Genomic DNA, 25,582 nt, shown 5'->3' with positions numbered 1-25,582 from the left:
TCAGACTTCCTTCTTCAGCGTGTCCGACATCCGCAGCGCCAGCGCCGCGATCGTCAGCGTCACGTTCACCGTGCCGACGGTCGGCATCGTCGAGCTGCTCGAGATGAACAGGTTCGGATGGTCGAACGTGCGGCAGTCCTTGTCGACGACCGAGTCGCGCGCATCCGCGCCCATGATCGTCGCGCCCGTGATGTGGTTGTTCGGCGCGAACTCGTCGTTGAACACGACGTCCGTGCCGCCCAGCACCTGCGCCGCGGTCGCATAGACTTCGCGCGTGTGCACGGCGCCGCGCTTCACGTAGTCGTCGATCGCATAGGTGATTTCCGGGCGCGGAATGCCGATCGCGTCGGTGGCCGTCTTGCTTGGCACGATGCGGTTCTCGGGCTGCGGCAGGATTTCGTGGAAGCAGTCGAACTGCACGTAGCGGGCCGAACGATCGCGGATCTGCGCGTCGAGCTCGTCGGACTTCATCAGCTTGCCGGCCTTGAAGATCTTCTGCGTTTCCTGGTTGATGCGCGACATGTTCGACAGGTGGATCTTCTTCGCGGCTTCGGTCGCGCGGAACGGACCGTCGCGGAAACCGATCAGCGACGTCATTTCCTGCGGGCCGCGGCCCGGCCACAGCTTCTCGCTCGCGTAAAACGACACGCCCGTGCCCGGGTGATCCATCAGGTTGCGCCCGACCATGTCGGAGCTGTTCGCGACGCCGTTCGGGAAGTCGCGGTTCGCCGACATCAGCAGGATCTTCGGCGTCTCGATGCCGTTCGCAGCGACCACGAAGTACTTGCCCTCGACGCGATGGTCGGCGCCCGTCTTGTCCTTGTAGATCGCGGCGACGATGCGCTTGTCCGGCCCCGTCTCGAGCTTGTAGACCACAGCGCTGTCGATCAGCTTCGCGCCGGCCTGCTCGGCCTTCTCGACGTGCACGATGCCGTTGTACATCGCGCCGATCGGGCAGATCGGCATGCAGTTGTTGTTTCCGCAACAGGTTGGCCGGCCGTCGTACGGACGGCTGTTGCGCGCGACCGGCTCGGTCACCACATGGAACGTCGGGTCATGGCCGTTGAGCGCGCTCTTGATCGTCTGCTCGTTGAACGACAACGGCAGCGGCGGCATCGGATACGGCTGCTTGCGCGGCGAGTACAAATCTTCCTCGGGGCCGGGGCCCCACACGCCGAGCTCTTCCTCCGCGCGCTGGTAGTAATGCTCGAGGTCGTCGTACTGAATCGGCCAGTCGCGGCCGACGCCGTACACGGTCTTCATCTTGAAGTCGTTCGGGATGAAACGCCATGCCGACGCGGCCCAGTGCCACGTCGTGCCGCCCACCGCGCGGATGTACTGCGAGTTGAACTTGTGCTCGCCCTTCAGGACCAGGTAGTCGTTCGGCGGGCCGTATTCCGGATGCGGCGCCCACGGGCTCGACGGGTACGGCGCCATGAAGTCCGTCTTGTCGGGCTGGTTGCGGAAGCGTTCGACGATTTCCCAGCGCGGCATGCGCGGGCCTGCCTCGAGCAGGATCACCGACTTGCCGGCCATCGCGAGCTGATGCGCGACGATCGCGCCTGCGACACCGGACCCGACGACCACGACGTCGGCTTTTTGCGTATCGGTATCGGCCATCAGGCTTGCCTCTCGATCGGTTTTTCGGCCCAGAAGCCGGGTTTGTTGGGGCAATACGAAGGAATCACGAGCGTATCGGACACGACGCTGAACATTAACGCTTCTTCGTAAGTAATCACGACGTTGTCGACGATGCCGAGATACCACGCTTCGAGAATCGACAGCGCAGAGGCCTGCTGATCGGGATTCAATGAACCGGACGCGAGCGCGCCCGCGAGTTGCGAGAGGCCGTCGGCGGTCTTGAACGAGCCCTTCTGCAAGGCCTGCAGGAAGCGGTCGCCGAGCACGCGGCTCAGCCCTTTCTTGCCTGTCAGTGCCTCGGAGAGCGTCATGAATGTATCGAGCGGCGCGGAGCCGGGATTATCGGCCAGGGCCCGCAACGCCAGCGAGCCGGTGAGGCCTGCCGCCGTCAGCGCCAGTGCGCCCTGCAGCCATTGACGCCGCGTGATGCCGGATGCGGCTGCGTCGCGATCGCGACGCGAGTGGGGGGTGTTGTCGTTGTGCATGTTTCCTTCTCTCGAACACCGGATTCGGGAAAACCACGCTTGATATTTCTCAAACTTTCGCGCGGCCCTGAAATGTACGCGCACAATTCGAATTGAACAATGCTTTTATAGTCCAATAAATGTTCCGCAATCCGAGACAATCGACATTTCGCTGCATTTTTGTGTCGTCGACGCGACAATTCTGCTTCCGGATGCCGGTGTGTCGCGAGCTGGCGACACGCCGCCTCCCCCTCCCTTCATCTGCTCACATGCGCGTCGGTTAGAATCGCGTGCAATCAAACAGAAAGCTTCCCTCCGAGGGCATCGAGCGATGAAGCAGCACAACAAACACAACAACACGAATTCAACCCGTCACACCACACGGCTGCTCTGGCGCATTGGCGCGGTCACGGCGCTCGGCGCTGCCGCGGCACTGTCGCTGCATGCGGGCGCCGCACGCACGGTGAGCGTGTCGCCGCAAGGCACCGTCACCGAAGTCCGGCAAAGCGTCGTCAAGTTCGACGAACCGATGGTCGCGTTCGGTTCGGCGTCCGCGCCGAGTCCCGCGCGCATGACCTGCAACGACTCCACCGCCGCGCGCGGCCAGGGGCACTGGCTCGACGACAAAACCTGGGTCTACGATTTCGAGAACGACCTGCCGCCCGGCGTGCGCTGCTCCGTCGCGCTCAACGACACGCTGCGCTCGGTCGCCGGCAACGCGGTCAGCGGCCCGCGCCGCTTCACGTTTCAAACCGGCGGCCCGTTCCCGGTGACGGTGCGCCCCGGCACGCGCGAGATCGAGGAACGCCAGGTCTTCGTGCTGAAGCTGAACGGCCCGGCCGAGCCGCGCTCCGCGCTCGCGAACATCTGGTGCGAAGCGGTCGGCATCGGCAACCGCATCCCCGTCACGGCCGCCGACGACGATACCCGCAACGCGCTGCTCGACCACTTCGGGCTGAAGAAGGACGCCGCGCGCGTGCTGACGCTGTCGTGCGCGCAGGCGCTGCCCGCGAGCGCGAAGATGCAGCTCGTCTACGGCAAGGGCGTCGCGAGCCCGAGCGGCATCGTGAACGACACCGAGCGCCGCTTCGACTTCACCGTGCGCGCACCGTTCGCCGCGAGTTTCTCGTGCGAGCGCGAAAACGCGAAGGCGCCCTGCACGCCGCTGCGTCCGCTGACGCTGTCGTTCAATGCGCCGATCTCGCGCAAGAACGCCGAGGCGATCAAGCTGCGCGGCCCTGACGGCTCGCTTTCGCCGACCTTCGCGGCCGACGATCACAGCGACGAAGTGACCACCGTCACGTTCAACCCGCCGCTGCCCGCGCAGGCGAACCTGACGATCGAGCTGCCGTCCGGCCTGCGCGACGTGACGGACCGCTCGCTCGCGAACGCCGACCTGTTCCCGCTCGCGACGCGCACCGCGCCGATGCCGCCGCTCGCGAAATTCTCGTCGGGCACCTTCGGGATCGTCGAGCGATTCGCCGAACCGGATACGCCTGCGCTCGTGCCGGTCACGCTGCGCAACGTCGAGGCCGACCTGCATATCGCGGGCCTCAACACGAGCGGCGCGCAATTCTCGAACCTGAAGGTCGACGATGACACCGCGATCCTTCAATGGATGCGCACCGTCGAGCGCTTCGACAACTGGTCGATGACGGCCGGCACGATCGACGAGCGCATCCCGGGCCTGCTCCGGCGCAAGGGCCAGCACCCCGTCTACGTGCCGCTCCAGGCCGGCGAGAAGATGCCCGCGCCGCAGAACCGCCGCATCGACGTGCGCTCGCTGTCGCTGCTCACCGGCGAACCGGGTGCGCAGGCACTGACGCTGCCGAAGGCCGATCCGAAGGCGCTGCGTCCGTTCGAGGTCGTCGGCGTGCCGATCGAAAAACCCGGCTTCTACGTGCTCGAACTCGCGTCGCCCGCGCTCGGCCGCTCGCTGCTCGCGAAGCCGTCGAGCATGTACGTGCGTACCACCGTGCTCGTCACGAACCTCGGCGTGCATCTGAAACAGGGCCGCGAGAACAACCTCGTATGGGTCACGACGCTCGACAAGGGCAAGCCCGTGCCGAACGCGCGAATCCGCGTGTCGGATTGCAACGGCGACGAAATCGCGTCCGGCAAGACCGACGCGCAAGGCCTGCTGAAGATCGACGGCGCATTCGAGCCGAAGCATGAATGCAGCCAGTCGGAACGCTTCGACGACTACTTCGTGTCGGCGCGCGTCGACGATCCCAAGACGGGCCCGGACATGGCGTTCGTCAGCTCGAACTGGAACCGCGGGATCGAATCGTGGCGCTTCAACGTGCCGACCGACACCGCCAGCGCGCCGACCGTGCGCGCGCATACGGTATTCGACCGCACGCTGCTGCGTGCCGGCGAAACCGTGTCGATGAAGCACTTCCTGCGCACCGAGACGCTGCAGAGCCTCGCGTTCCCGGCGCAATACCCGACGCGCGTGACGATCCGCCATCTCGGCTCCGACCAGACCTACAAGCTGCCGCTCACGTGGTCGGCCGACCATAGCGCCGATACGCAGTTCACGCTGCCGCCCGCGGCGAAGCTCGGCGAGTACAGCGTGTCGCTCGAAGGCGGCCCGGACGATGCGCCGACCGCCAGCTACTACAGCGGCAGCTTTCGTGTCGAGGCGTTCCGCCTGCCGGTGCTCAAGGGGACGATCGGCGCGCGCGACGCGCAGAAGAGCCCGCTCGTCGCGCTCAAGGAAGCGCCGCTCGCGGTGCAGATCGATTACGTGTCGGGTGGCGGCGCATCGAACCTTCCCGTGCAGGTGTCGGCGCTGATGAAGTGGGCGTCGCCCCCGTTCGCGGATCGCTTCGAGGACTTCAGCTTCACGCCGTATCGTCCGGAACGCAGCGACGGCAATGCCGACGACGATGCGCAGGACGGCGACAGCGCATCGGCCGCGAACAACGATCCCGACTCGACCCGTCTGATCGCGGACAAGCTGCCGCTGACGCTCGACCGCAACGGCGCGGGCACCGTCACGCTCAAGGGCCTGCCCGACGTCGACGCGCCGAAGCGCATCGCGCTCGAGGCGACATTCGCGGACCCGAACGGCGAAGTGCAGACGATCCGCGGCGACACGATCCTGTGGCCGGCCGCGGTGGTGGCCGGCATCAAGGCCGGCCGCTGGGTGTCGGTCGGCCAGCGCGTGCCTGTGCAGGCGCTCGCGGTCGACCTGCAGGGCAAGCCGCGCGCATCGGTGCCGGTCGAGATCAAGGGCGTCGCGCACATCACGACGACGTCGCGCAAGCGGATGGTCGGCGGCTTTTACGCATACGACAACAAGAGCGACACGCGCGACCTCGGCGTGCTGTGCTCGGGCAAGACCGACGACAAGGGCCGCATGGCCTGCGACGCGACGCTCGAACAGGCTGGCAACATCCAGTTGATCGCGGTCGCGAAGGACGGCGACGGCCGCACGTCGAACGCGTCGACGTCCGTCTGGGTCACGCGCGAGGACGAACTCTGGTTCGGCGGCGACAACACCGACCGGATCGACGTGATCCCGGAGAAGACGTCTTACGAGGCGGGCGAAACGGCCCGCTTCCAGGTTCGCATGCCGTTCCGCTACGCAACCGCGCTCGTCGCGGTCGAACGCGGCGGTGTGATGGAAACGCACGTCGTCGAACTCAACGGCAAGAACCCGACCGTCGACCTGAAGGTCGGCGAGTCGTGGGGGCCGAACGTGTACGTGTCGGTGCTCGCGTTGCGCGGCCGGATTCGCGAAGTGCCGTGGTACTCGTTCTTCACCTGGGGCTGGAAGGCGCCGGTCGAATGGGCTCGCGCGTTCTGGCGCGAAGGCCGTCACTATGAAGCGCCAACCGCGTTCGTCGATCTGTCGAAGCCCGCGTTCCGCTATGGCCTCGGCGAGATCAAGGTCGGCACGGGCGTGCATCGTCTCGGCGTGTCCGTGACGACCGACGCGACCCGTTACACGGTGCGCGGCAAGGCGCAGGCGCACGTGAAGGTCACGCTGCCGAACGGCCAGCCGGCACCGGCCGGCACGCAGATCGCGGTCGCGGCCGTCGACGAGGCGCTGCTCGAGCTGATGCCGAACGACAGCTGGGACCTGCTCGACGCGATGCTGCAGCGACGCGCGTACGGCGTCGAGACGGCCACCGCGCAGATGGAAATCGTCGGTCGCCGCCACTTCGGCCGCAAGGCCGTGCCGGCCGGCGGCGGCGGCGGCAGCGCGCCGACACGCGAGCTGTTCGACACGCTGCTGCTGTGGAATCCACGCGTGACGCTCGACGCGAACGGCAGCGCGACCGTCGCGGTGCCGCTGAACGACGCGCTCACGCGCTTCCGGATCGTCGCGATCGCGGCGGTCGGCCCCGACCGCTTCGGCACCGGCAGCACGTCGATTCGCAGCACGCAGGATCTGCAGCTGATTTCCGGCCTGCCTCCGCTCGTGCGCGAAGGCGATGCGTTCCGCGCACAGGTCACGCTGCGCAACACGACCGATCGCGCGATGCAGGTCGTCGTGACGCCGCGCGTGACGGGCCTCGACGTCGCGCCGCAAACCGTGTCGCTCGCGGCCAATGCGGCGACGGAGGTTGCATGGACGATCACCGTGCCCGAGCAGGCACTCGACGCGGCCGGCGCGCTGAACTGGCGCATCGAGGCGGCCGAGCAAGGCGGCAAGCGCGCGTCCGACGCGCTGGCCGTCGCGCAGAAGGTCGTGCCTGCGCTGCCGGTCACCGTGCAGCAGGCCACGCTCACGCAGGTCGACGGCACGCTGACGGTGCCCGTGTCGGCCCCGGCCGGTGCCGTCACCAACGCACAGGGCGCGCCGCGCGGCGGCATCGCCGTGTCGCTGCAGTCGAAGCTCGCTGACGGCCTGCCCGGCGTGCGGCGCTGGTTCGAGCGCTATCCGTACCGCTGCCTCGAACAGCAGACGTCGCGTGCGATCGGCCTGCACGACGCCGCGCAATGGCAGGCGCTGGTTGCACGCATACCGGTGTACCTCGACAGCGACGGACTCGCGAATTACTTCCCGCCGTCTTCCGACGATGCGCACTACGGCAGCCCGACGCTGTCGTCCTACCTGCTCGTGGTCGCCGACGAGGCCGGCCGCCTCGATCCGCGCTTCGCGCTGCCGGAAGACCTGCGCACGCAGCTCGAGGCCGGGCTCGCGCGCTTCGTCGACGGCCGCATCGAGCGCAACGCGTGGGCGCCGCGCCAGGATCGCGATCTGCGCAAGCTCGCCGCGATCGAGGCGTTGTCGCGTTACGGCGCCGCGCAGGGCCGCATGCTCGGTTCGATCGAGATCGCGCCGAACCAGTGGCCGACGTCGGCGTTGATCGACTATCACGCGATCCTCACGCGCGTGAAGGACATCCCGCAGCGTGACGAGAAACGCGCGCAGGTCGAGCAGATCCTGCGTGCGCGCCTCACGTATCAGGGCACGCAGCTCGTGTTCTCGACCGCGCGCGACGACGATCTGTGGTGGCTGATGACGAGCACGGAGACCAACGCCGCGCGTCTCGCGCTGGAATTCGCGGGTGACCCCGCGTGGAAGGACGAGATGCCGCGCATCGCGACCGGCCTGCTCGCACTCCAACGCCAGGGCGCGTGGCAGACGACGACGTCGAACGCGCTCGGCCAGCTCGCGATCGAGCGCTTCTCGCGCACCTACGAGAGCACGCCGGTGGCGGGCACGACGAAGGTCGCGCTCGGCGGCAACGAGCGCGCAATCTCGTGGTCGCAGGCGCCGGCACCCGCCGACGCCCCCGCATCGGCCACCGCCGCGACCCGCGCCGCCGCCGCGCGCAGCGTGCTGATGCCGTGGCCGCGTGCGGCGCAGGCACCGGCCACGCTGTCCGTCACCCAGGACGGCACGGGCCGCCCGTGGGCGACCGTCGAAAGCCTCGCGGCCGTTCCGCTGCGGGCGCCGTTCGCGGCCGGCTACCGGATCACGAAGACCGTCACGCCCGTGTCGCCCGCCGTCAAGGGCGTGCTGACGCGCGGCGACGTCGTGCGCGTGCATCTCGACATCGATGCGCAGAGCGACATGACGTGGGTCGTCGTCAACGATCCGATCCCGTCCGGCGCGACGATCCTCGGCTCCGGCCTCGGTCGCGACTCCGAAGCCGCGACGCAGGGCGAGAAATCGCCGGACGGCGCATGGCCGGCGTTCATCGAACGCGACTTCGACGGCTACCGCGCGTATTACGACTATCTGCCGAAGGGCAAACTCTCGGTCGAATACACGGTGCGGCTGAACAACGTCGGCACCTTCGGGCTGCCGCCGACGCGCGTCGAGGCGCTGTACGCGCCGTCCGTGTATGGCCTGTGGCCGAACCCGCCGATGACCGTGAAGCCGGCCGACGCGGGCAAGTAACGAGTACGTGATGATCGATCGTGTATCGCCGCGGCCGGTGCGTTTCGCCGGCCGCGTATTCGTCGCCGTCGTGCTGGCCGCGCCGCTGGTCGCGCACGCGCTGCCCGGCTACGACGACGTGCGCCGCAACTGGCGCAGTTCCGACTGGGTGCTGCTCGCGCGCGACGGCACGCCGCTGCAACGCACGCGCGTCGACCTCACCGAACGGCGCGGCGACTGGGTCTCGCTCGCCGACGTGTCGCCCGCGTTCCGCGAGGCGATCGTCGTGTCCGAGGACAAGCGCTTCTACGCGCACAGCGGCGTCGACTGGCGCGGGATCGCCGGCGCGGCGTGGGGCAATCTGTGGAACGAGCGCACGCGCGGCGCGTCGACCGTGACGATGCAGCTCGCCGGGCTGCTCAGCGATTCGCCGCGCCGCTCGGGCCAGCGCTCGCTGCCGCAGAAGGCCACGCAGGCGATGAACGCGCTGCTGCTCGAGCGCGGCTGGCGCAAGGACCAGATCCTCGAGGCCTACCTGAATCTCGTGCCGTTCCGCGGCGAGACGGTCGGGCTCGCCGCGCTGTCGCAGGTGCTGTTCGGCAAGGCGCCGTCCGGTCTCGACGCGCGTGAAGCCGCGATCGCTGCCGCGCTGGTGCGTGCGCCCAACGCGGCAAGCGCGAAGGTCGCCGAGCGTGCGTGCCGGATCCTGCGCGACATGCATGCGGAACAGGCGTGCGCGTCGCTCGACGGCTACGTGCAGCTCGTGATCGCCCGCCCGGCCAACGCCGTGCGCGACGACGGCGCCGCCCTCGCCCCGCACTTCGCGCGCCGCATTGCGGCCGAGGTCAGACCGGCGGCCGGCGCGCAGGTGCGCACGACGCTCGATGCGCCATTGCAGCGCTTCGCGCGCGACACGCTGACGCGCGCGCTGACCGAGCTCAACGCGCCCGCGCACCGGCGCAACGTGCAGGACGGCGCGGTCGTCGTGATCGACAACGCAACCGGCGAGATTCGCGCGTGGGTCGGTTCGTCGGGGGCGTTGTCGGGCGCGCGCGACGTCGACGCCGTGCTCGCGCCGCGCCAGGCCGGCTCGACGCTCAAGCCGTTCCTCTATGCGCAGGCGATCGACGAGAAACGGCTGACTGCCGCATCGCTGCTCGACGACGCACCGATCAACCTCGCGGCCGGTGGCGGACTCTACATTCCGCAGAACTACGACAAGGATTTCAAGGGCTGGGTGAGCGTGCGCAGCGCGCTCGGCGGCTCGCTGAACGTGCCGGCCGTGCGCACGCTCGTGCTCGTCACGCCGCACCGCTTCGCGCGCACGCTGACCGCGCTCGGCCTGCCGCTTGCGCAGGAAGGCGACTACTACGGCTTCAGCCTTGCGCTCGGCAGCGCGGACGTCACGCTGCTGTCGCTGACCAATGCGTATCGCGCGCTCGCGAACGGCGGCGTCGCACGCCAGATCGTCGACCTGCCCGCGCCGTCGCCCGCTTCAGGCGCACCGGCATCGGGGCGCGCGGACAACAGCACGCGCGTTTTCAGCGAAGCGGCCAGCTTCGTCGTCACCGACATCCTCTCCGACAACAACGCGCGCGTGCGCACGTTCGGCTTCGACAATCCGCTCGCGACGCGCTTCTTCTCGGCGGTGAAGACCGGCACGAGCAAGGACATGCGCGACAACTGGACGGTCGGCTTCACGTCGCGCTATACGGTCGGCGTGTGGGTCGGCAATGCGGACGGCTCGCCAATGTGGGACGTGTCGGGGGTGACGGGCGCGTCGCCGGTGTGGTCGGCCGTCGTCGGCTACCTGCACCGCGACCTGCCGAGCCGGGCGCCACGTCCGCCGGCCGGTGTCGAAACGCGCCGCATCACGTTCGAGCGCGACGTCGAACCGTCGCGCGACGAGTGGTTCGTCGCGGGCACGGCGCTCGACACGATCCGGCTCGCGGCGCCCGTCACGCCGGGCAAGGACGGCGCGCGCGCACCGCTGACGATCGGCGCGCCGACCGACGGCACGATCTTCGCGATCGATCCGGACATTCCGCCGAAGAACCAGCGGATCTGGTTCGAGCGGTCGTCCGGACATGCCGCGCGGTTCGCGTGGCGGCTCGACGACAAGGTGATCGGGCACGCCGACCGCGTCGCGTGGATGCCGTGGCCGGGAAGGCACCGGCTCGAACTCGTCGACGCGCGCGGCAACGTGGCGGATGCGATCGGCTTCGAGGTGCGCGGCGCGTTCGCGAAGCCGGCTGGGCGCAAGCCCTGAGCGCCCGTGCCGGCCGCTTACTGGCCTGCTGCGTTCGCCTTCGGCGGCTGATTGGAGAAGTCGATGACGGGCGCGGTCGAGATCGCGGCTTCGTTCGCGACGCTGAAGTTCGGACGCGGCTGGTAGCCGAAGATCCGCGCAATCACGACGCCCGGGAACTGGCGGATCTGCACGTTGTACTGCTGCACCGTCTTGATGTAGCGGCCGCGCGCGACCGCGATGCGGTTTTCGGTGCCTTCGAGCTGCGTCTGCAGATCGCGAAACGCCTCGTTCGCCTTCAGTTCCGGATAACGCTCCGACACCACCATCAGCCGGCTCAGCGCGCCCGACAGTTCGCCCTGCCGCTGATCGAACGCCGCCAATGCGGCGGGATCCTTTGCCATCTCCGGCGTCATCTGCACGCTGCCCACGCGCGCGCGCGCCGACGCGACCTCGGTAAGCACGCGTTCCTCGTGCGACGCGTAGCCCTTTACCGACGCAGCAAGGTTCGGCACGAGGTCCGCACGACGCTGATACTGGTTCAGCACCTCCGACCACGCCGCGTTGACGTCTTCATCCGACGACTGGATCGCGTTGTAGCCGCAACCGGCGAGCGGCGCGAGCACGCAGCACACGAGCAGGATTCGAAACCATTTCATTGTTTGTGACTTCCGGTTGAACGCTCCGGCTGGAGCGGTAAGTTGAAAAGAAACGTTCGCCCTCGCGCCGCGCACGGCGGCTACCAGCGGCCCGATGCCCCGCCGCCGCCGCTCGAGCCGCCACCGCCGGTGAATGAATCGGACGAACTGGAGCTGGACGAATCCGAGCCGGACGATGACCAATTGAACGACGAAGACGAGGACGTGGAGCGGGATGACGACCAATCGCTGCCCGTCAGTTTTTCGACGATCAACAGGATCCCCATCACCACGCAGAAGACCGTCAGCAGAACCTCACCGGGCGAATATCCCATCAGATGCCCGATCCAGATCAACGCCAGCAACGTCACGCCGATGATCGCCGTATTCTTTCGGACGCGTGCGGAGCGAACGAGACCGATGCCGAGGAGCCACGCACAGAAACCCATGCTCGTCGCGACGATCCCCAGCCCACCCAGCATCGCGACCAGATCGCCTCCGAATATCGCGCCGACCGGCAACATCGCAACCGGCACGATCGTCGCGACGAGAAAGCTGGCCGGCAACATCACCTGCCAACGCAGCTTGCGCCATTCGGTGACGACACCCAGCGCGACACCGGTCAGCCCGAGCAGTAACCAGAAAAGGAAGCTCCCGACGTCGGCTGAGGGTTTCTCCCGCAAGCCGTTCGACAACCGCTTCGCATCGCCGGACGTCGCACGCTGCGCGTCCTCGTCGGGCAGTGCGCTATCCGACGCCGCCATTTCAGGCGGCGTCATCTCGCGCACCAGCGCATCGACCGCATCGCTCACGCCGGCTTCGATACGCTTCTCGCGAAACGCCGGCACGATGCGTTCACGGATGATTCGCCCCGCGACGATGTCCGGAATCGCGTCTTCCAGGCCGTATCCGACCTCGATCCGCACGGTGCGATCGTTCAGCGCGGCGACCAGCAGCAGACCGTTGTCGATCTTGCTCGCGCCGAGACGCCATTTCTCGAACACCGTCGTCGCGAACTGCTCGATGGTCGCGTGGCCGGTCGAGCCCACCAGCAGGATCGCCATCTGCACACCGAGCCGGCGCTCGAGATCGGCGAGACGGTCGGTCAGCTCGGACGCACATGCGACACTCAGTACGCCCGTCATGTCGGTCACGCGGCCTGTCAGCGACGGCGCTGCTTCGGGGTCGTTGGCGACGGGATAGGCGGCTGCGGTAGCCACGTTCATGCAGGCCGACGGCGCACCGGCCGCCAACGGAATCGCGCTGGCGTCAGCCGCCGGCGCGGCGAAGGCCGCGCTGCACAGAAACATCGCCCCGGCCAGCAGCACGGCCGCCACCGCCTTGCCGGTGCCGGTCTTGCCGCGGATGCGGGCGGGCCGCGCCGCGTTGCGGGTCGTGCATGCCATCGATGCCGGATCGCCCTCGCAATCCGGGAGGCGTGACCGCCGCGTCAGTCGTTTCAGGTTCATGTCGGAAACGGCGCGCCGGTTCCGTCGGGAATGGCGCGTTCTCTCGTCGTTTTTTGATCGTCCCGCAGCATAACCAGTTGCGAAGGGAATTGAAAGGTTCCGGACCCGGGCGGTTGCCGATCGCGCCGGTGCTACGTGCGGCTCGCGCGAGCAGGATTGACAAGACTCATCTTCCGGCACGCGCTCCCCGCGCTCTGTCGAGAAAGCGAGCATGCACCGCCGGAATCCGAGACCTAGAATAGGAGCGACACCGCCTATCCGGCGTCCACCGGTTGCCACACTTGCCCATATGCCCGCGACCATGAACCTTCGCCATCCGCGCTTTCTCCGCCCCGCGCTGGGCACCGCCTGCGTCGCCGCCCTCGCGGCACTGGCCGGTTGCAACGGCGACGCCTGCTTCGGCGTCGATGTCTGCTTCAACGGCAACAACACGCAGACCGTCGCGCTGTCCGGCACGGCCGCCACAGGCTCCGCGCTTGCGAGCGCGTCGGTCACGGTCAGTTGCGCGCAAGGCTCGGCGACGACGCTGACCGACGGCGGCGGCAACTACCGCGTGACGGTGAACGCCGTGCTGCCGTGCGTGATCACCGTCGCATCGAGCGGCACGAGCCTGCATTCGCTCGCCTACGCGGGCGGCACCTTCAACACGACGCCCGAGACCGAGCTGATGCTCGTCTATCTCGCCGCGCAACTCGGTACGAACACGGCCGGGCTGATCGGCAATTTTCAGGGGAATGCGCACTTCCAACAGGCGATGGGCAGCCCGAACACGGTGCAGGCCGCGCAATCGGCGGTCGTGACGAATCTGCAGCAGCGCTATTCGGTCACGCTGTCGACGCCGGCCTTCCTGACGACGCCGTTCGTGGTCGGTCAACCGGGCGTCGACAGCGATCTCGACGCGCTGGCCAAGGCCGGCGCGATCGATTCGAACGGAATGCCGGATCCGGCCGCGGTTTCGCTGCTGGCGCAGGCGGGCGCGGGGCACCCGCTGTGAGCGGCCGGCGTGCCGTTGCGGCACGCGCTTGCGCAGCCTCTACGGCTTACGCGGCTTCCCCGCTCCCGCAAGCAACCCGCGCCGCCTGCTGCTGCGTGAGGTAGCGCAGCAGCTTCGTCACCATCCACACGACGATGAACGACAGCGCGACGAAGAACACCGCGAGCGGCGTCAGCACGTGAATCGACACGAACCCGGCCAGCCCCATCATCGCGGACGACACGAGCAGCAGCGCGCACCCGAGGATCGCGCTCGTCAGCCCCGCGATATGCGGAAACAGCGAATTGCCCTTGGCCATCAGCGTCGGATACATCGCGCCCGCGCAGAAACCCATCACGAGCACCGGCGTCGCGAGCGTCCACACGCGCAGGCCGACCGTCAGAGCCAGCACCAGCATCGCGACCGCCGCGCCCGCCATCACGCGTGCGCCGATGCGCAGCCGCTGCTCGGCACTCGGCAGCCCGCGCCCGTGAATCCGGTTCGACAGCCCACCGAGGAAATACATCAGCCCGATTCCGAGCGCGAGATAGCCGAAGTAGGTCGGCGGCTTGTGCAGCGTGGTCTGCACCATGAACGGCCCGACGATGTTGAACACCAGCAGGATGCTGTAGCACAGCCCCTGCGCGAGGAAGCAGCTCTGGAACACCGGGCTCGCGAGCACCTTGCCCGCGTTCGCCATCAGCGTGCGCGGCTCGAGATGGACCGGCTTCGGCAAGGTTTCGCGATAGCGCCAGAGCAGCGCCCACATCACCAGCGAGTACACCAGCAGGAACACGAGGCACGCGCGCCAGCCGAACCATTCCTGCAGGTGCGCGCCGATCACCGGCGCGATGATCGGTGCAAGCCCCCACGCGATCGACATGTACGTAAACGCGTGCATCAGCGCCTGGCCCGAGAACGAGTCGGTGATGATCGCCTTCGCGAGCAGGTTCGTGGTCGCGATCCCGAAGCCCTGCAGGCAGCGCGCGAGCACGAACGTCTCCAGGTTCGGCGCGCCGAGCGACAGCAGGCAGCCGATCGTGTAGATGACGAGCCCGAACGCGAGCACGCGCTTGCGCCCATACGCATCGGCGACGGGGCCGAAGATCAGCTGGCCGAGCGCATAGGCGGCCATGTAGCCGGATACGCTCGACTGGATCGCCTGCGGCGTCGTCGCGAACGAGCGCGCCATGTCGGGCAGCGCGGGCACATAGATGTCGATCGCGAGTTGGCCGGCGGAGGCAAACAGGCAGATCAGGAACAACAGGAAGCGCGGCGAGTTCGATTCGCGCGCGGGGGTGAGCGAGGCGTTCATGACAACCGGGAAAGATTCGGACGGCGGCGGCACGCGCCGTGCTGTTCGAACGACGAACAACGGTGCGCGGCGAAGTGCGTATTGTGCCTGTTGTTGCGCAGCGCGACAGGAATCCCATGGCGCGGGCACGGTTGAATGCCGATTTCGGCACAGTCGGCAACTGACGAACCGGCATTGCGCCGGCCGGAAATCAAGGTCTCACGCACGCTTGCGCCGCGCCAGGGATCGGGCCAGAAACGGAAGCCGCCAGCAGGTGCCGGCGGTCTTTTTATTTGCGGTGCGATACGCGGACGACGCGTCGATCAATACTGCGCCTGATCCGTCGGATTCCTGAACAGCTGCTTCATCTCCGGCGACAGCGGATAATTGAGGCTCACGCCCTTCGGCGGAATCGGCTGCATGAACCACTGGTCGTAAAGCTTCTCGGCCGCGCCGGAGGTCTGCATCTTCGCGATCACGCCATCGACCACGTGCTTGAACGCCGGATCGTCCTTGCGCATCATGCATGCGTAGTTTTCGTGAACGAGCGGCGTGCCCGTCACCGTGTACGCACCCGGATTGCGGTCCTTCGCGATCTCGCCGTACAGCAGCGGCTCGTCCATCACGAACGCGACCGCGCGCCCCGTCGTGACGTTCATGAACGCTTCGGCGTGGTCCTTCGCGCTGATGATCGTCATGTTCATCCCCTTCTCCTCGTTGAGCTTGCGCAGCAGGCGCTCGTCCGACGTACCGGCCGTCGTCGCGACCGTCTTGCCGGCCAGGTCCGTGAAGTCCTTCACGCCGGAATCCTTGCGCGTGCTGAAGCGGATTCCGTACAGGAAAATACTGTTCGAGAACGCGGCCTGCTTCTGCCGCTCCAGCGTGTTGGTCGTCGACCCGCACTCGAAGTCGATCGTGCCGTTCTGCAGCAGCGGAATCCGGTTCTGCGACGTGATCGGGATTTCCTTCACCGTCAGGTTCGGCGCCTTCAGCTCGGCCTTGAGCGCGTCGATGATGCGCGCCGCGATGTCGCGCGAGTAACCGATGTTCTTCTGCTGGTTGTCCGAATACGAGAACGGCACCGACGATTCGCGGATACCCAGCGACACGATGCCCGTGTCCTTGATCTTCTTCAGCGTGCCGGTGAGCGCCTGCGCGTGCGCGGTGCCCGCCAGCGCGCAGGTCAGTGCGACGGCCAGCCAACGGAAGCGGCGATCCATGCTTTTCTCCTGACGAAACGTTGATCGAATCGCGATCGTACGCCCGACAAAATTCGCACCTCATCAGGGAAAGCCGCAAAGCGCACTCCGTCGATGCCACCCGCGAACAATCGTTTCCGTGGCGCGCAAAAACGCCCGCGCCGCACGTTTCGCCCGGTCAACCGCCTCCAATCTTGCACTGCGTGAACAGATCATCCGTTCCAAACGCGCGTTCATGCTGCAATGCAGCGAGGCAATCGTTTGCGTGTCGCGCTTTTTTCACACAAAACATATTCAAGAAGCCGCCTCATCGGCCGTTACCCAGTGCATGGCGCGTCGCAGCAGTCTGCACGTGCCCGATAAAAAACAGGTCCGGTTTGCGCCGGGCAGGCACGACCGCCAGCACGACGGTCATCTACGAGGATCGAGTTTCACCATGAGAGCCAAACGATTCAATTTCGCGCTGGCCCGCTCCGCTCATGCGCGCATGCTCGCCGGCATGCTGTCTGCCGCAGCCCTGCTTCCGATCGCCGGTTGCGGCGGTGGCGGCGACGGCAGCAATCCGTCTTCCTCCAATGCAGCGCCGGCCCCCTCGCCGGCGCCCTCCCCAACCCCGACGCCCCCGCCCGCGACCAGCGGCAGCAATGCATGCACGACGCAGCAGGCCGCCGTGCAGATGGCCGCCCAGACGGCCGGGCCCATCGAGCCGCCGGTCGATCACCTGATCGTCCGGCTGAAGACGCCGACTGCCGCGCGCGCGATGGCGGCCCTCGACACCGGCACGCGGCTCGACGCGGTGATCCAGCGCTCGATGACGCGCTGGACAGCGCCGACGTCGAGCGGCGCCGCACGGACGTATGCCGCCGTGACGACATCGCAGGCACCACTGAACGTGCAGGTCGAGCGAACCCTGTCGGACGGTGCGGCCGTGCTGTCCATCGGCCAGCGCATCGCATCCGACGACGCGGCGGCGCTCGCGCAGGCGTTCGCGGCCGACGGCGACGTCGACTACGCGGAACCCGATCACCCGATGCGAATCCGCGACACGCCGAGCGACCCCGCATATGCCCAGCAGTGGTATCTGTCCGACGCCAGCGTCGGCATCAACGCGCCGCCCGCGTGGACGCGGACCAAGGGTGCGCCGACCGTCGTCACGGCCGTGCTCGACACCGGCTACCGGCCGCACCCCGACCTCGTCGGCAATCTGCTGCCCGGCTACAGCTTCATCTCGAACGCCAACACCAGCAACAACGGCCAGACGCGCGGCACCGATGCAACCGATCCGGGCGACTGGGTCACGCAGCAGGAACTGGACGACACCAGCGGCCCGTACTATCACTGCGCGAGCGAGCCGAGCACCAGCAGCTGGCACGGCACGCGCGTGATGGGCGTGATCGGCGCCGCCGCCAACAACGGCATCGGCGTCGCCGGCGTGTCGTGGCTCGGCCGGATCCTGCCGGTGCGCGTGCTCGGCAAGTGCGGCGGCAAGACGAGCGACATCGCGGACGCGATGCGCTGGGCAGCCGGCATCCCGGTCGCCGGCGTGCCGACGAACCCGAATCCCGCGAAGATCATCAACCTGAGCCTGGGCGGCGTCGGCGCGTGCAGCGCGACGTTCCAGCAGGCGATCGACGATGTGAACGCGAAGGGCGTGACCGTCGTCGTCGCCGCCGGCAACGATGGCCTGTCGACCGCGCTCGACCAGCCGGCGAACTGCCGCGGCGTGATCACCGTCGCCGCGACCGACGCGACCGGGCGCCGCGCGTCGTTCAGCAACTTCGGCTCCGACGTCGCGCTGAGCGCGCCGGGCGTCAACATCCTGTCGACGGCCAATAGCGGTACGACGACACCGGGCACGGACACATACGGCACCGCGAGCGGCACGAGCCTCGCGACACCGCAGGTGACGGGCATCGTCGGGCTGATGCTGTCGGTGAACGGCAACCTCACGCCCGCGCAGATCCAGCAGAAGCTGCAAGGCGGCGCACGTGCAGCGATGCTGCCGGCCAGCACGTCGTGCACCGCGCTGCCGGCCGGTTCCGGTATCGCGGATGCGGGCGCTGCCGTCACGGCGTCCACGCAGTAACCGGTACGTCGCCTCGATGCAACCGCGCGCATGCCTGCCTGGCATGCGCGCGGTTTTTTTCGTTCGCAGAGCCAGCGTCGTCGCACCGACGTATTGCAGGAATTGCCTGAAAAAAGGGCGGAAAAAGGGTTGACGCTTCGCACGACGACCCATTACCATCGCCCCCGTCTGATTACATGGAGTGTTCTGTGAACACCGATGCGAGTTGTAGTTGGTCCTCGACCAACTTGACTGCTGCCTGAGGAAACCGCGCAGAGCCTCGTCTTCTGCCGCATCCCGGGAAGCAGGATGCGGCGCCCTTCCGGCCTGACCGGCCAGAATCCCCCGCCGATTTTTTCGATATCGCCGCACGTTCGCGCTGCGCAACCGTGCGTTGCTGCGCGCATACGTTCGCGCCGCACGCAGCGCACGCTGCGTGCGTGTTCCGTTCGCGTGCCGTCCGGCCGCGCGCCCTCACGCGTGCGCGGCTACCGATCGCCCGTGCCGCCCACCCGCAACCGACAGGAGTGCAGATGAACTCAGACGACAGTAGTCGATTACCGCTCGCCGGTGCGACGCCGCGCTTCGTCCCTCGGACCGCACTCCACGCGCCGGCGAGCCTTCCTCCCTTCACCGATCCACAGCCGATCGCGCCCGGCGCGACGCGGCGGGGAGCGTTCGTGCGTCGATAACGTCACGGTCGCTTCCCGCCCGCCGCCGCGTGCGCAAGGAGCGATTCATGACACAACGAAACACCTCGCAAAAGAAACAGCGCGGCTTCATCAACGCCGGACCCGGTCAGCAGAACGAACCGCGTGTCATGCGCGCCGCGCAGGAAGCGGCCCGCCCGCTCGAAGAAACCTTCAAGTCGCTGCATACCAGCATGCGCGGTCTCACCTACGGGCAGGCCGCCGACCGTCTGCAGCACGACGGCCCGAACGAAATCGCGCACGACAAGCCGCCGCACTGGACGCGTCAGTTGCTGCATGCGTTCCACAATCCGTTCGTCTACGTGCTGCTGGTGCTGGCCGCGATCAGCTTCTTCACCGACGTCTACTTCGCGGCACCTGACGATCGCGACTACGTCGGCATGACGATCCTGCTGGCGATGGTCACGATCAGCGCGTTGCTGCGCTTCGTGCAGGAATTCCGGTCGCTGCGCGCGGCCGAAAAGCTCAAGGCGATGGTCCGCACGACGGCGACCGTGCAGCGCGCGGTGACCGACACGTCCGAGCCGGCGCGCCGCGAGGTGCCGATGCGCGAAGTGGTGGTCGGAGACATCGTGCATCTGTCGGCCGGCGACATGATCCCCGCCGACGTGCGTCTGCTCGCGTCGCGCGACCTCTTCATCAGCCAGGCCGTGCTGACCGGCGAAGCGCTGCCGGTCGAGAAGTACGACACGCTCGGCGCGGTCGCCGGCAAGTCGGCCCACGCGGGCATGGCGGGCGCGCCGGGCGCGGCGAACGATGCGTCGACGTCGCTGCTCGATCTCGAGAACGTGTGCTTCATGGGCACCAACGTGGTCAGCGGCACGGCGACGGCCGTGGTCGTCGCGACCGGCGAGGACACGTATTTCGGATCGCTCGCGCGCAACGTCGTGAGCCACAAGCGCATCGAGACGAGCTTTGACCGCGGCGTCGCGAGCGTGAGCTGGCTGCTGATCAGGTTCATGTTCGTGATGGTGCCGATCGTGTTCATGATCAACGGCCTGACCAAGGGCGACTGGCTGAGCGCGCTCACGTTCGCGCTCGCGGTGGCCGTCGGCCTCACGCCCGAGATGCTGCCGATGATCGTCAGCGCGAACCTCGCGCGCGGCGCGATCGCGATGGCGCGCCGCAAGGTCGTCGTGAAGCGGCTGAACTCCGTGCAGAACTTCGGCGCGATGGACGTGCTGTGCACCGACAAGACCGGCACGCTCACGCAGGACAAGATCATCCTCGAACATCATCTCGACTTGTCCGGCCACCGGAACGAGGACATCCTGCGGCTCGGCTGGCTGAACAGCTTCCATCAGAGCGGCCAGAAGAACCTGATCGACATCGCGGTGGTCGCGCGCGCCGACGAGATCGGCGAGCGCGTGAAGCCGCAGGGCTACAGGAAGATCGACGAGCTGCCGTTCGACTTCGTGCGCCGCCGCCTGTCGGTCGTCGTCGAGGACACGCACGGCGCACACCTGCTGATCTGCAAGGGCGCGGTGGAGGAAATGCTCGCGGTATCGACCCACGTGCAGGACGAGCATGGCGTGCGTCCGCTCGACTTCGTCGCGCGCAAGCGGCTGCTCGAACAGGCAAACGCCTACAACGAGGACGGCTTCCGCGTGCTGGTGCTCGCGACGCGCGCGATCCCGCGCGGCGACGAACGCGAACAGTACCGCACCGCCGACGAGCGCGACCTCGTCGTGCGCGGCTTCCTGACCTTCCTCGATCCGCCGAAGGAATCGGCCGCACCGGCGCTCGCCGCGCTGCGCGAGAACGGCGTGTCGGTGAAGGTGCTGACGGGCGACAACCCGACCGTCACGATGAAGGTGTGCCGCCAGGTCGGCCTCGAACCGGGCAAGCCGGTGCTCGGCGCTGAAATCGAGACGCTCGACGACGCGACGCTCGCGCAGGTCGTCGAACGCACGACGGTGTTCGCGAAGCTCACGCCGTTGCAAAAGGCGCGCATCGTGAAGGCGCTGCAGGCGAACGGCCACACGGTCGGCTTCCTCGGCGACGGCATCAACGACGCACCCGCGCTGCGCGACGCCGACGTCGGCATTTCGGTCGACAGCGGCGCCGACATCGCGAAGGAAACCGCCGACATCATCCTGCTCGAAAAGAGCCTGATGGTGCTCGAGGAAGGCGTGATCAAGGGCCGCGAGACGTTCGGCAACATCCTGAAGTACCTGAACATGACGGCCAGCTCGAACTTCGGCAACGTGTTCTCGGTGCTCGTCGCCAGCGCGTTCCTGCCGTGGGAGCCGATGCTCGCGACCCAGTTGCTCGTGCTGAACCTGATCTACGACACGTCGCAGATGCTGCTGCCGTGGGACAAGATGGATCCGGAGTTCCTGAAGAAGCCGCGCAAGTGGGAAGCCGGCAACATTGGCCGCTTCATGCTGTGGGTCGGGCCGACGTCGTCGGTGTTCGACATCACGACCTACGTGCTGATGTGGACCGTGTTCGGCGCGGGCGCGATGTATCACCTGCACGGCGGCTCGGGCGGCCAGATCGTGATGAACTCGGGCTGGTTCATCGAGAGCCTCGTGTCGCAGACGCTCGTCGTCCACCTGCTGCGCACGCAGAAGATTCCGTTCCTGCAGAGCACGGCCGCGCTGCCGGTGCTGCTGTCGACGTTCACCGCGATCGCGATCGGCTGCTGGCTGCCGTTCTCGCCGTTCGCGGATTCGCTCGGCTTCATGCACCTGCCGGGCACCTACTGGCTGTGGCTCGCCGCGACGATGGTCGGCTACATCCTGCTCGCGCAGATCGTCAAGACGATCTATGTGCGTCGCTACAAGCAGTGGTTCTGATTTCCTCCAAACGACGGCGTGCCGGCCCGCATGGGCGGCACGCCCACGACGCACTACAGGTGACGTGATGAAAAGAAGAATGCTTCCGCTCGCGGCCGCGAGCGCCCTCCTCGCGCCGCTGGATGCCTACGCGGCGCATCCGCTCGTCAGCGACGACACGGGCACGCAGGGCAATGCGAACTGGCAATTCGAGTTCAACGGCGAGGAAACCTCGAAACAGGACGAGAACGGCCGCCATCAGTTGTGGAACGCGACGCTCACGCGCGGGCTCGGCGAGCACGTCGATCTCTACGTGAGCGCGCCTTACACGCATCTGCAAACGCGCACCGACGAAAACGGCGCGGGCATCGGCGATGTCGAGATCGGCATGAAATGGCGCTTCGTCGAACGCGGGCCGCTGTCTCTCGCGCTGAAACCGAAGGTGACGATGCCGACCGGCAACGACGGTCGCGGGCTCGGCACGGGCCGTGTCGGCACCGGCGCGACGCTGCTCGCGCAAGCCGACGTCGCGCGCTTTTCGCTGCTCGCGAACGCGGGCCTCGCCTACCAGCCGAATCGCCAGGGCGATCTGCGCTCAGTCTGGGCCGTATCGGCCGCGGCGCTCTACAAGGCAACCGACAAGCTGCAGTTCGTGGCGGACATCGGCCTGTCGCGCAACACCGAAAGCACGGCCGGCGCAAATCCGGCGTTCGTGATCGCGGGTGCGATCTACTCACCGAGGCGCTGGCTCGATCTCGACATCGGCTACCGGCACGGGCTGAACGACCAGACCTACCGTCATTCCGTCATGGGTGGGGTAACGGCGCGGTGGTGATGCCGTGACGATGTGGCCGACGCCGCATGTCTGACCGTACCGCGACGGGCCGCCTTCGGGCGGCCCGTTTTCTCATTTGCCGTCGTTCGCGCCGAACAGTTGCTCGCACACGGCGCGCCCCGCTTCGGTCAATGCGGCGCTGCCGGTGCCGTCGTCGTTCAGCGTCGTCGCGCTCAGGCCGGCGGCGTCGAGTTGCGTCAGCACGCGGCGCAGCGTGCTCATCGGCAATTGCGTGCGCTTCGCGATTTTCGGCAGCGACCACGTCTTGCCGGACGGATCGGTCGCAGCGTCGTGCAGCGTCGCGAGCGTCGCAACGAGTGCGGAATCGAGCGGGGCGTCGTCGGATTCTGAAGTCATCGGTTCGGGTTCGCGTGCCGGCGCGGGACCGGCATTCAGGAAGGATGCAATCGCGGACACTATACGCCCGGTTACGCGCCCTTGATCGCGGCGCGCATGAACGATACGAAACGCGTGGTCACGGGATCGTCACGGCCGGACAGCCACGCCAGCCCGACGCGCCATTTCGCGTCCCTGCCGGCGAGCGGCAATACGGTCGCGTCGCGCAGCAGATACTGCGCACGCGAAGGAATGAACGCGACGCCGACCCCGGCCGCGACCGACGTGAGCACCGATTGCACGTCCTCCGCCTGCTGCGTGACCTGCGGCACGAAGCGCCGCTCGACGCACCACCGGTCGATCTGTGCGGCGAGCCCGGGGCCGCGTGCGCGCTGCAGCGCGATGAAGCCGATCTCGTTGAGCACGTCGAGATCGGCCGGCACGCGCTTGAAGCCGAGGTGCGGCGGCACCGCGAGCGCCAGCCCCTCGTCGATCACCTTGAACGACGACAATCCGTCATCCGACGGCAAACGCAGGAACCCCGCGTCGAGCTTGCCCGCGCGGAGCCGACGAGTTTGCTCGGACGACGACAAGTCGCTCAGCGTGACCGCGATGCCCGGATTGCGGCGCCGGAATTCCGCGACGAGTTTCGGCACGAGCGTCAGCACGGACAGGCAGATGCCGAGCCGCAAATGCCCGCGTTGCCCGCTGGTCGCCTCCCGTGCACGCGCGAGAATCTCGTCGGCGTCGCGCACGAGCGCCTGCGCGTCGGGCAGGAAGCGTTCACCGAACGGCGTCAGCTCCGCGCCGTGCCGCCCGCGCTCGAACAGCTTGCCGCCGAGGCTCGCCTCGAGCGCGCCGATCTGCTTGCTCAGCGCCGGCTGGCTCATGTGCAGCGTGTCGGCCGCACGGCTGAAATGGCTGAGTTCGGTGACTGTCAGGAAAGTGCGCAGCAGTTTCAATTCCATTCTTCAAAGGAATCATATTGATCGAAACATTCATTTTACTGATCGAATGGCGTGACGTTCAATACGGAAACGCCCCTTTCGGAGTTACCCACCATGCCTTTCGATCATGCGGCCGAGTGCCTGACCGACGTGTCGTGCGACACGGTCGTCGCCGGCGCAAGCGATGCCGGGCCCGACGCGCCGGCGCCCGAGCGTCGCACCGCACGCGGCGACGGCCGCCGCCGCTTGCGCTTCGGCAATGCGCTGGACGACGTGCGGCCACGTGCCGTCACCGGTTCGATCGCGATCAGCTTCGCGGTCGTGTCGCGGCGGAACTGGCCGCGTTGAATCGCGACGCCAGGCGCCCGCCGCCGAACGCAGGCGTTCGATCCTCCGCAAAAAAACCGCAGGAATCCGCGCGCATCACGCATCATTGCGCGCACATCCATCGTCATCGCCACGCGATCGACCTTATAATTTCCCGCACCCGCTGACCGCCCACACATTTCGCGCCGCCGCAACGCGCGAGAAAAGGAGACTTTCGCTTGACCGGCCTCATCGCGCGCCTGCCTCGCGCCCGGACCACCCTGATCATCGCCCTCTCGTTCCTGACACTCGCGTTCGCGACGAACGCGTCCGCGCAGCCGCATCGCACCGCGTCGCCGCATGCGCACGCGAAAGTCGTCAAGAAAAAGCCCGCTCCCCGCAAGCACAAGGCCGTCAAGCATCGCCGCCCGCGGGTGAAGCATCATGCGGTCAAGCGTCACGCGGCGCCCGCACCGCAGCGGCGCGCGAAACGCACGAATGCGGTTCGCCCACGCTCCGCCGCGAAGCCGCGCCTGCTCGCAAGCTGCGGCTATAGCCCGCGCGCGGTACGCTCGCTGCACTCGCGCGCGGCCTACGTGCTCGACGTCGACTCCGGCACGCCGCTGTTGGCCCGCAACGCACGCACGGTGCGGCCGATCGCGTCGATCTCGAAGCTGATGACCGCCGTCGTCGCGCGCGACGCGGACCGTCCGCTGAACGGCGTGCTGCGCGTCACCTCGCGCGACCGCGACACGATCAAGTTCACCGGTTCGCGGCTGCCGATCGGCGCCGAACTGTCGCGCCGCCAGATGTTCCATATCGCGCTGATGTCGTCGGAAAATCGCGCGGCCGCCGCGCTGAGCCGCGACTATCCGGGCGGCCGTGCCGCGTTCGTGAAGGCGATGAACCGCGAGGCGCGCCGGCTCGGGATGCGCCATACGCATTTCCGCGAGCCGACCGGCCTCTCGCCGCACAACGTGTCGACCGCCGAGGATCTCGCGCGGCTCGTCGCCGCGGCCGCGCAGGATCCGCTGATCCGCTATTTCTCGACGGACACGTCGACCACCGTGCAGGCCGGCGACGGCGAGCTGCTGTACGTGAACTCCGATCCGCTCGTCCGCCACGGCCGCCTGCCGATCCGGTTGCAGAAAACCGGCTTCATCAACGAATCGGGGCACGGCGTCGTCATGCGCATGCACGTGAAGGGCCGCCGCGAAACGGTCGTGCTGCTCGGCGCGCCGACGCGCGCCGGCGTGTCGAGCGATGCCCTGAAGATCCATCGCTGGCTGGCCTGCTCGATCCAGTAAGCACGACGCGCGCGGCCCGCGTACTCA

Annotated in this window: 17 protein-coding genes; 9 read left to right on the top strand and 8 right to left on the bottom strand. The window is 67.5% G+C overall.

The annotated features are described in order from the left end of the window. Complete coding sequence (locus HWX25_RS18250) at positions 1 to 1,620, bottom strand: GMC family oxidoreductase (protein WP_175909536.1); 1,620 nt, start codon at positions 1,618 to 1,620, stop codon at positions 1 to 3. Then, the gene (locus HWX25_RS18245; protein ID WP_059691289.1) at positions 1,620 to 2,126 is read right to left on the bottom strand and encodes a sugar dehydrogenase complex small subunit; all 507 of its coding nucleotides are present in this window, start codon (positions 2,124 to 2,126) and stop codon (positions 1,620 to 1,622) included. The genes HWX25_RS18250 and HWX25_RS18245 overlap by 1 nt, the downstream gene beginning before the upstream one ends. A 310-nt stretch (positions 2,127 to 2,436) precedes the next feature. On the opposite strand from HWX25_RS18245, the gene HWX25_RS18240 reads away from it, so the two are divergent. Continuing rightward, a complete protein-coding gene (locus HWX25_RS18240) occupies positions 2,437 to 8,469 on the top strand; it encodes an MG2 domain-containing protein (protein WP_175909535.1) in 6,033 nt (2,010 codons plus the stop codon). Between the two features lie 10 nt (positions 8,470 to 8,479). Further along, a complete protein-coding gene (pbpC, locus tag HWX25_RS18235; protein WP_175909534.1) occupies positions 8,480 to 10,717 on the top strand; it encodes a penicillin-binding protein 1C in 2,238 nt (745 codons plus the stop codon). A gap of 17 nt (positions 10,718 to 10,734) precedes the next feature. Here the strand turns inward: pbpC and HWX25_RS18230 are convergent, their stop codons facing one another. Together HWX25_RS18230 and HWX25_RS18225 are read right to left on the bottom strand one after the other, a co-directional pair. Then, positions 10,735 to 11,355 (bottom strand): LemA family protein, encoded by a 621-nt coding sequence (locus HWX25_RS18230; protein WP_059691292.1) that lies wholly within the window; start codon positions 11,353 to 11,355, stop codon positions 10,735 to 10,737. Between the two features lie 80 nt (positions 11,356 to 11,435). Then, positions 11,436 to 13,016, bottom strand: coding sequence for a TPM domain-containing protein (locus tag HWX25_RS18225; RefSeq protein ID WP_175909532.1), 1,581 nt, complete (start codon positions 13,014 to 13,016; stop codon positions 11,436 to 11,438). An 88-nt stretch (positions 13,017 to 13,104) separates the two neighbouring features. On the opposite strand from HWX25_RS18225, the gene HWX25_RS18220 reads away from it, so the two are divergent. After that, positions 13,105 to 13,797: a hypothetical protein gene (locus HWX25_RS18220; RefSeq protein ID WP_059534011.1), complete on the top strand. Its 693-nt coding sequence runs from the start codon at positions 13,105 to 13,107 to the stop codon at positions 13,795 to 13,797. Between the two features lie 46 nt (positions 13,798 to 13,843). Here HWX25_RS18220 and HWX25_RS18215 read toward each other — a convergent pair whose 3' ends face one another. Beyond that, on the bottom strand, positions 13,844 to 15,091 hold the full coding sequence (locus HWX25_RS18215; protein ID WP_059691294.1) for a multidrug effflux MFS transporter: 1,248 nt from the start codon (positions 15,089 to 15,091) through the stop codon (positions 13,844 to 13,846). A gap of 38 nt (positions 15,092 to 15,129) precedes the next feature. Here HWX25_RS18215 and HWX25_RS33750 point away from each other — a divergent pair, with 38 nt between their 5' ends. After that, the gene (locus HWX25_RS33750) at positions 15,130 to 15,255 is read left to right on the top strand and encodes a hypothetical protein (protein ID WP_257792234.1); all 126 of its coding nucleotides are present in this window, start codon (positions 15,130 to 15,132) and stop codon (positions 15,253 to 15,255) included. A gap of 138 nt (positions 15,256 to 15,393) precedes the next feature. Here HWX25_RS33750 and HWX25_RS18210 read toward each other — a convergent pair whose 3' ends face one another. After that, positions 15,394 to 16,290 (bottom strand): glutamate/aspartate ABC transporter substrate-binding protein, encoded by an 897-nt coding sequence (locus HWX25_RS18210; protein ID WP_175909530.1) that lies wholly within the window; start codon positions 16,288 to 16,290, stop codon positions 15,394 to 15,396. Positions 16,291 to 16,705: 415 nt separating this feature from the next. Between HWX25_RS18210 and HWX25_RS18205 the strand changes: the two genes are divergently transcribed. The 3 genes from HWX25_RS18205 to HWX25_RS18195 all read left to right on the top strand — a co-directional run bounded on the left by HWX25_RS18205 (position 16,706) and on the right by HWX25_RS18195 (position 22,659). Then, positions 16,706 to 18,355, top strand: a complete 1,650-nt coding sequence (locus HWX25_RS18205) for a S8 family peptidase (protein WP_175909528.1) — start codon at positions 16,706 to 16,708, stop codon at positions 18,353 to 18,355. Positions 18,356 to 19,073: 718 nt separating this feature from the next. Next, the gene (gene mgtA, locus HWX25_RS18200) at positions 19,074 to 21,845 is read left to right on the top strand and encodes a magnesium-translocating P-type ATPase (RefSeq protein ID WP_175909526.1); all 2,772 of its coding nucleotides are present in this window, start codon (positions 19,074 to 19,076) and stop codon (positions 21,843 to 21,845) included. Between the two features lie 67 nt (positions 21,846 to 21,912). Further along, positions 21,913 to 22,659: a transporter gene (locus HWX25_RS18195; protein ID WP_175909524.1), complete on the top strand. Its 747-nt coding sequence runs from the start codon at positions 21,913 to 21,915 to the stop codon at positions 22,657 to 22,659. Between the two features lie 72 nt (positions 22,660 to 22,731). Here HWX25_RS18195 and HWX25_RS18190 read toward each other — a convergent pair whose 3' ends face one another. Both HWX25_RS18190 and HWX25_RS18185 read right to left on the bottom strand, forming a co-directional pair. Beyond that, entirely contained in the window at positions 22,732 to 23,016 is a 285-nt protein-coding gene (locus HWX25_RS18190; RefSeq protein WP_175909522.1) for a transcriptional regulator, read from the bottom strand. 71 nt (positions 23,017 to 23,087) lie between these two features. Further along, a complete protein-coding gene (locus HWX25_RS18185; protein WP_059698396.1) occupies positions 23,088 to 23,963 on the bottom strand; it encodes a LysR substrate-binding domain-containing protein in 876 nt (291 codons plus the stop codon). A 93-nt stretch (positions 23,964 to 24,056) separates the two neighbouring features. On the opposite strand from HWX25_RS18185, the gene HWX25_RS18180 reads away from it, so the two are divergent. Both HWX25_RS18180 and HWX25_RS18175 read left to right on the top strand, forming a co-directional pair. Beyond that, positions 24,057 to 24,290 carry a hypothetical protein gene (locus HWX25_RS18180; RefSeq protein WP_175909520.1) on the top strand — a complete coding sequence of 78 codons (234 nt, stop codon included), beginning with the start codon at positions 24,057 to 24,059 and terminating at the stop codon, positions 24,288 to 24,290. A 197-nt stretch (positions 24,291 to 24,487) separates the two neighbouring features. After that, the gene (locus HWX25_RS18175) at positions 24,488 to 25,555 is read left to right on the top strand and encodes a serine hydrolase (RefSeq protein WP_175909518.1); all 1,068 of its coding nucleotides are present in this window, start codon (positions 24,488 to 24,490) and stop codon (positions 25,553 to 25,555) included. Positions 25,556 to 25,582 lie beyond the last annotated feature (27 nt).

This window comes from Burkholderia sp. BCC1640 (assembly GCF_902833125.1).
Classification (GTDB): Bacteria; Pseudomonadota; Gammaproteobacteria; order Burkholderiales; family Burkholderiaceae; genus Burkholderia; species Burkholderia diffusa.
Note: the sequence above shows the minus strand (reverse complement) of the source record. Positions and strands in the feature narration are given on the sequence as shown.

Coding starts and splice junctions, on each gene's coding strand:
- HWX25_RS18250 (WP_175909536.1), bottom strand. CDS start 1,620: ATGGCCGATACCGATACGCAAAAAGCCGACGTCGTGGTCGTCGGGTCC.
- HWX25_RS18245 (WP_059691289.1), bottom strand. CDS start 2,126: ATGCACAACGACAACACCCCCCACTCGCGTCGCGATCGCGACGCAGCC.
- HWX25_RS18240 (WP_175909535.1), top strand. CDS start 2,437: ATGAAGCAGCACAACAAACACAACAACACGAATTCAACCCGTCACACC.
- pbpC (WP_175909534.1), top strand. CDS start 8,480: ATGATCGATCGTGTATCGCCGCGGCCGGTGCGTTTCGCCGGCCGCGTA.
- HWX25_RS18230 (WP_059691292.1), bottom strand. CDS start 11,355: ATGAAATGGTTTCGAATCCTGCTCGTGTGCTGCGTGCTCGCGCCGCTC.
- HWX25_RS18225 (WP_175909532.1), bottom strand. CDS start 13,016: ATGCTCGCTTTCTCGACAGAGCGCGGGGAGCGCGTGCCGGAAGATGAG.
- HWX25_RS18220 (WP_059534011.1), top strand. CDS start 13,105: ATGAACCTTCGCCATCCGCGCTTTCTCCGCCCCGCGCTGGGCACCGCC.
- HWX25_RS18215 (WP_059691294.1), bottom strand. CDS start 15,091: ATGAACGCCTCGCTCACCCCCGCGCGCGAATCGAACTCGCCGCGCTTC.
- HWX25_RS18210 (WP_175909530.1), bottom strand. CDS start 16,290: ATGGATCGCCGCTTCCGTTGGCTGGCCGTCGCACTGACCTGCGCGCTG.
- HWX25_RS18205 (WP_175909528.1), top strand. CDS start 16,706: ATGAGAGCCAAACGATTCAATTTCGCGCTGGCCCGCTCCGCTCATGCG.
- mgtA (WP_175909526.1), top strand. CDS start 19,074: ATGACACAACGAAACACCTCGCAAAAGAAACAGCGCGGCTTCATCAAC.
- HWX25_RS18195 (WP_175909524.1), top strand. CDS start 21,913: ATGAAAAGAAGAATGCTTCCGCTCGCGGCCGCGAGCGCCCTCCTCGCG.
- HWX25_RS18190 (WP_175909522.1), bottom strand. CDS start 23,016: ATGACTTCAGAATCCGACGACGCCCCGCTCGATTCCGCACTCGTTGCG.
- HWX25_RS18185 (WP_059698396.1), bottom strand. CDS start 23,963: ATGGAATTGAAACTGCTGCGCACTTTCCTGACAGTCACCGAACTCAGC.
- HWX25_RS18180 (WP_175909520.1), top strand. CDS start 24,057: ATGCCTTTCGATCATGCGGCCGAGTGCCTGACCGACGTGTCGTGCGAC.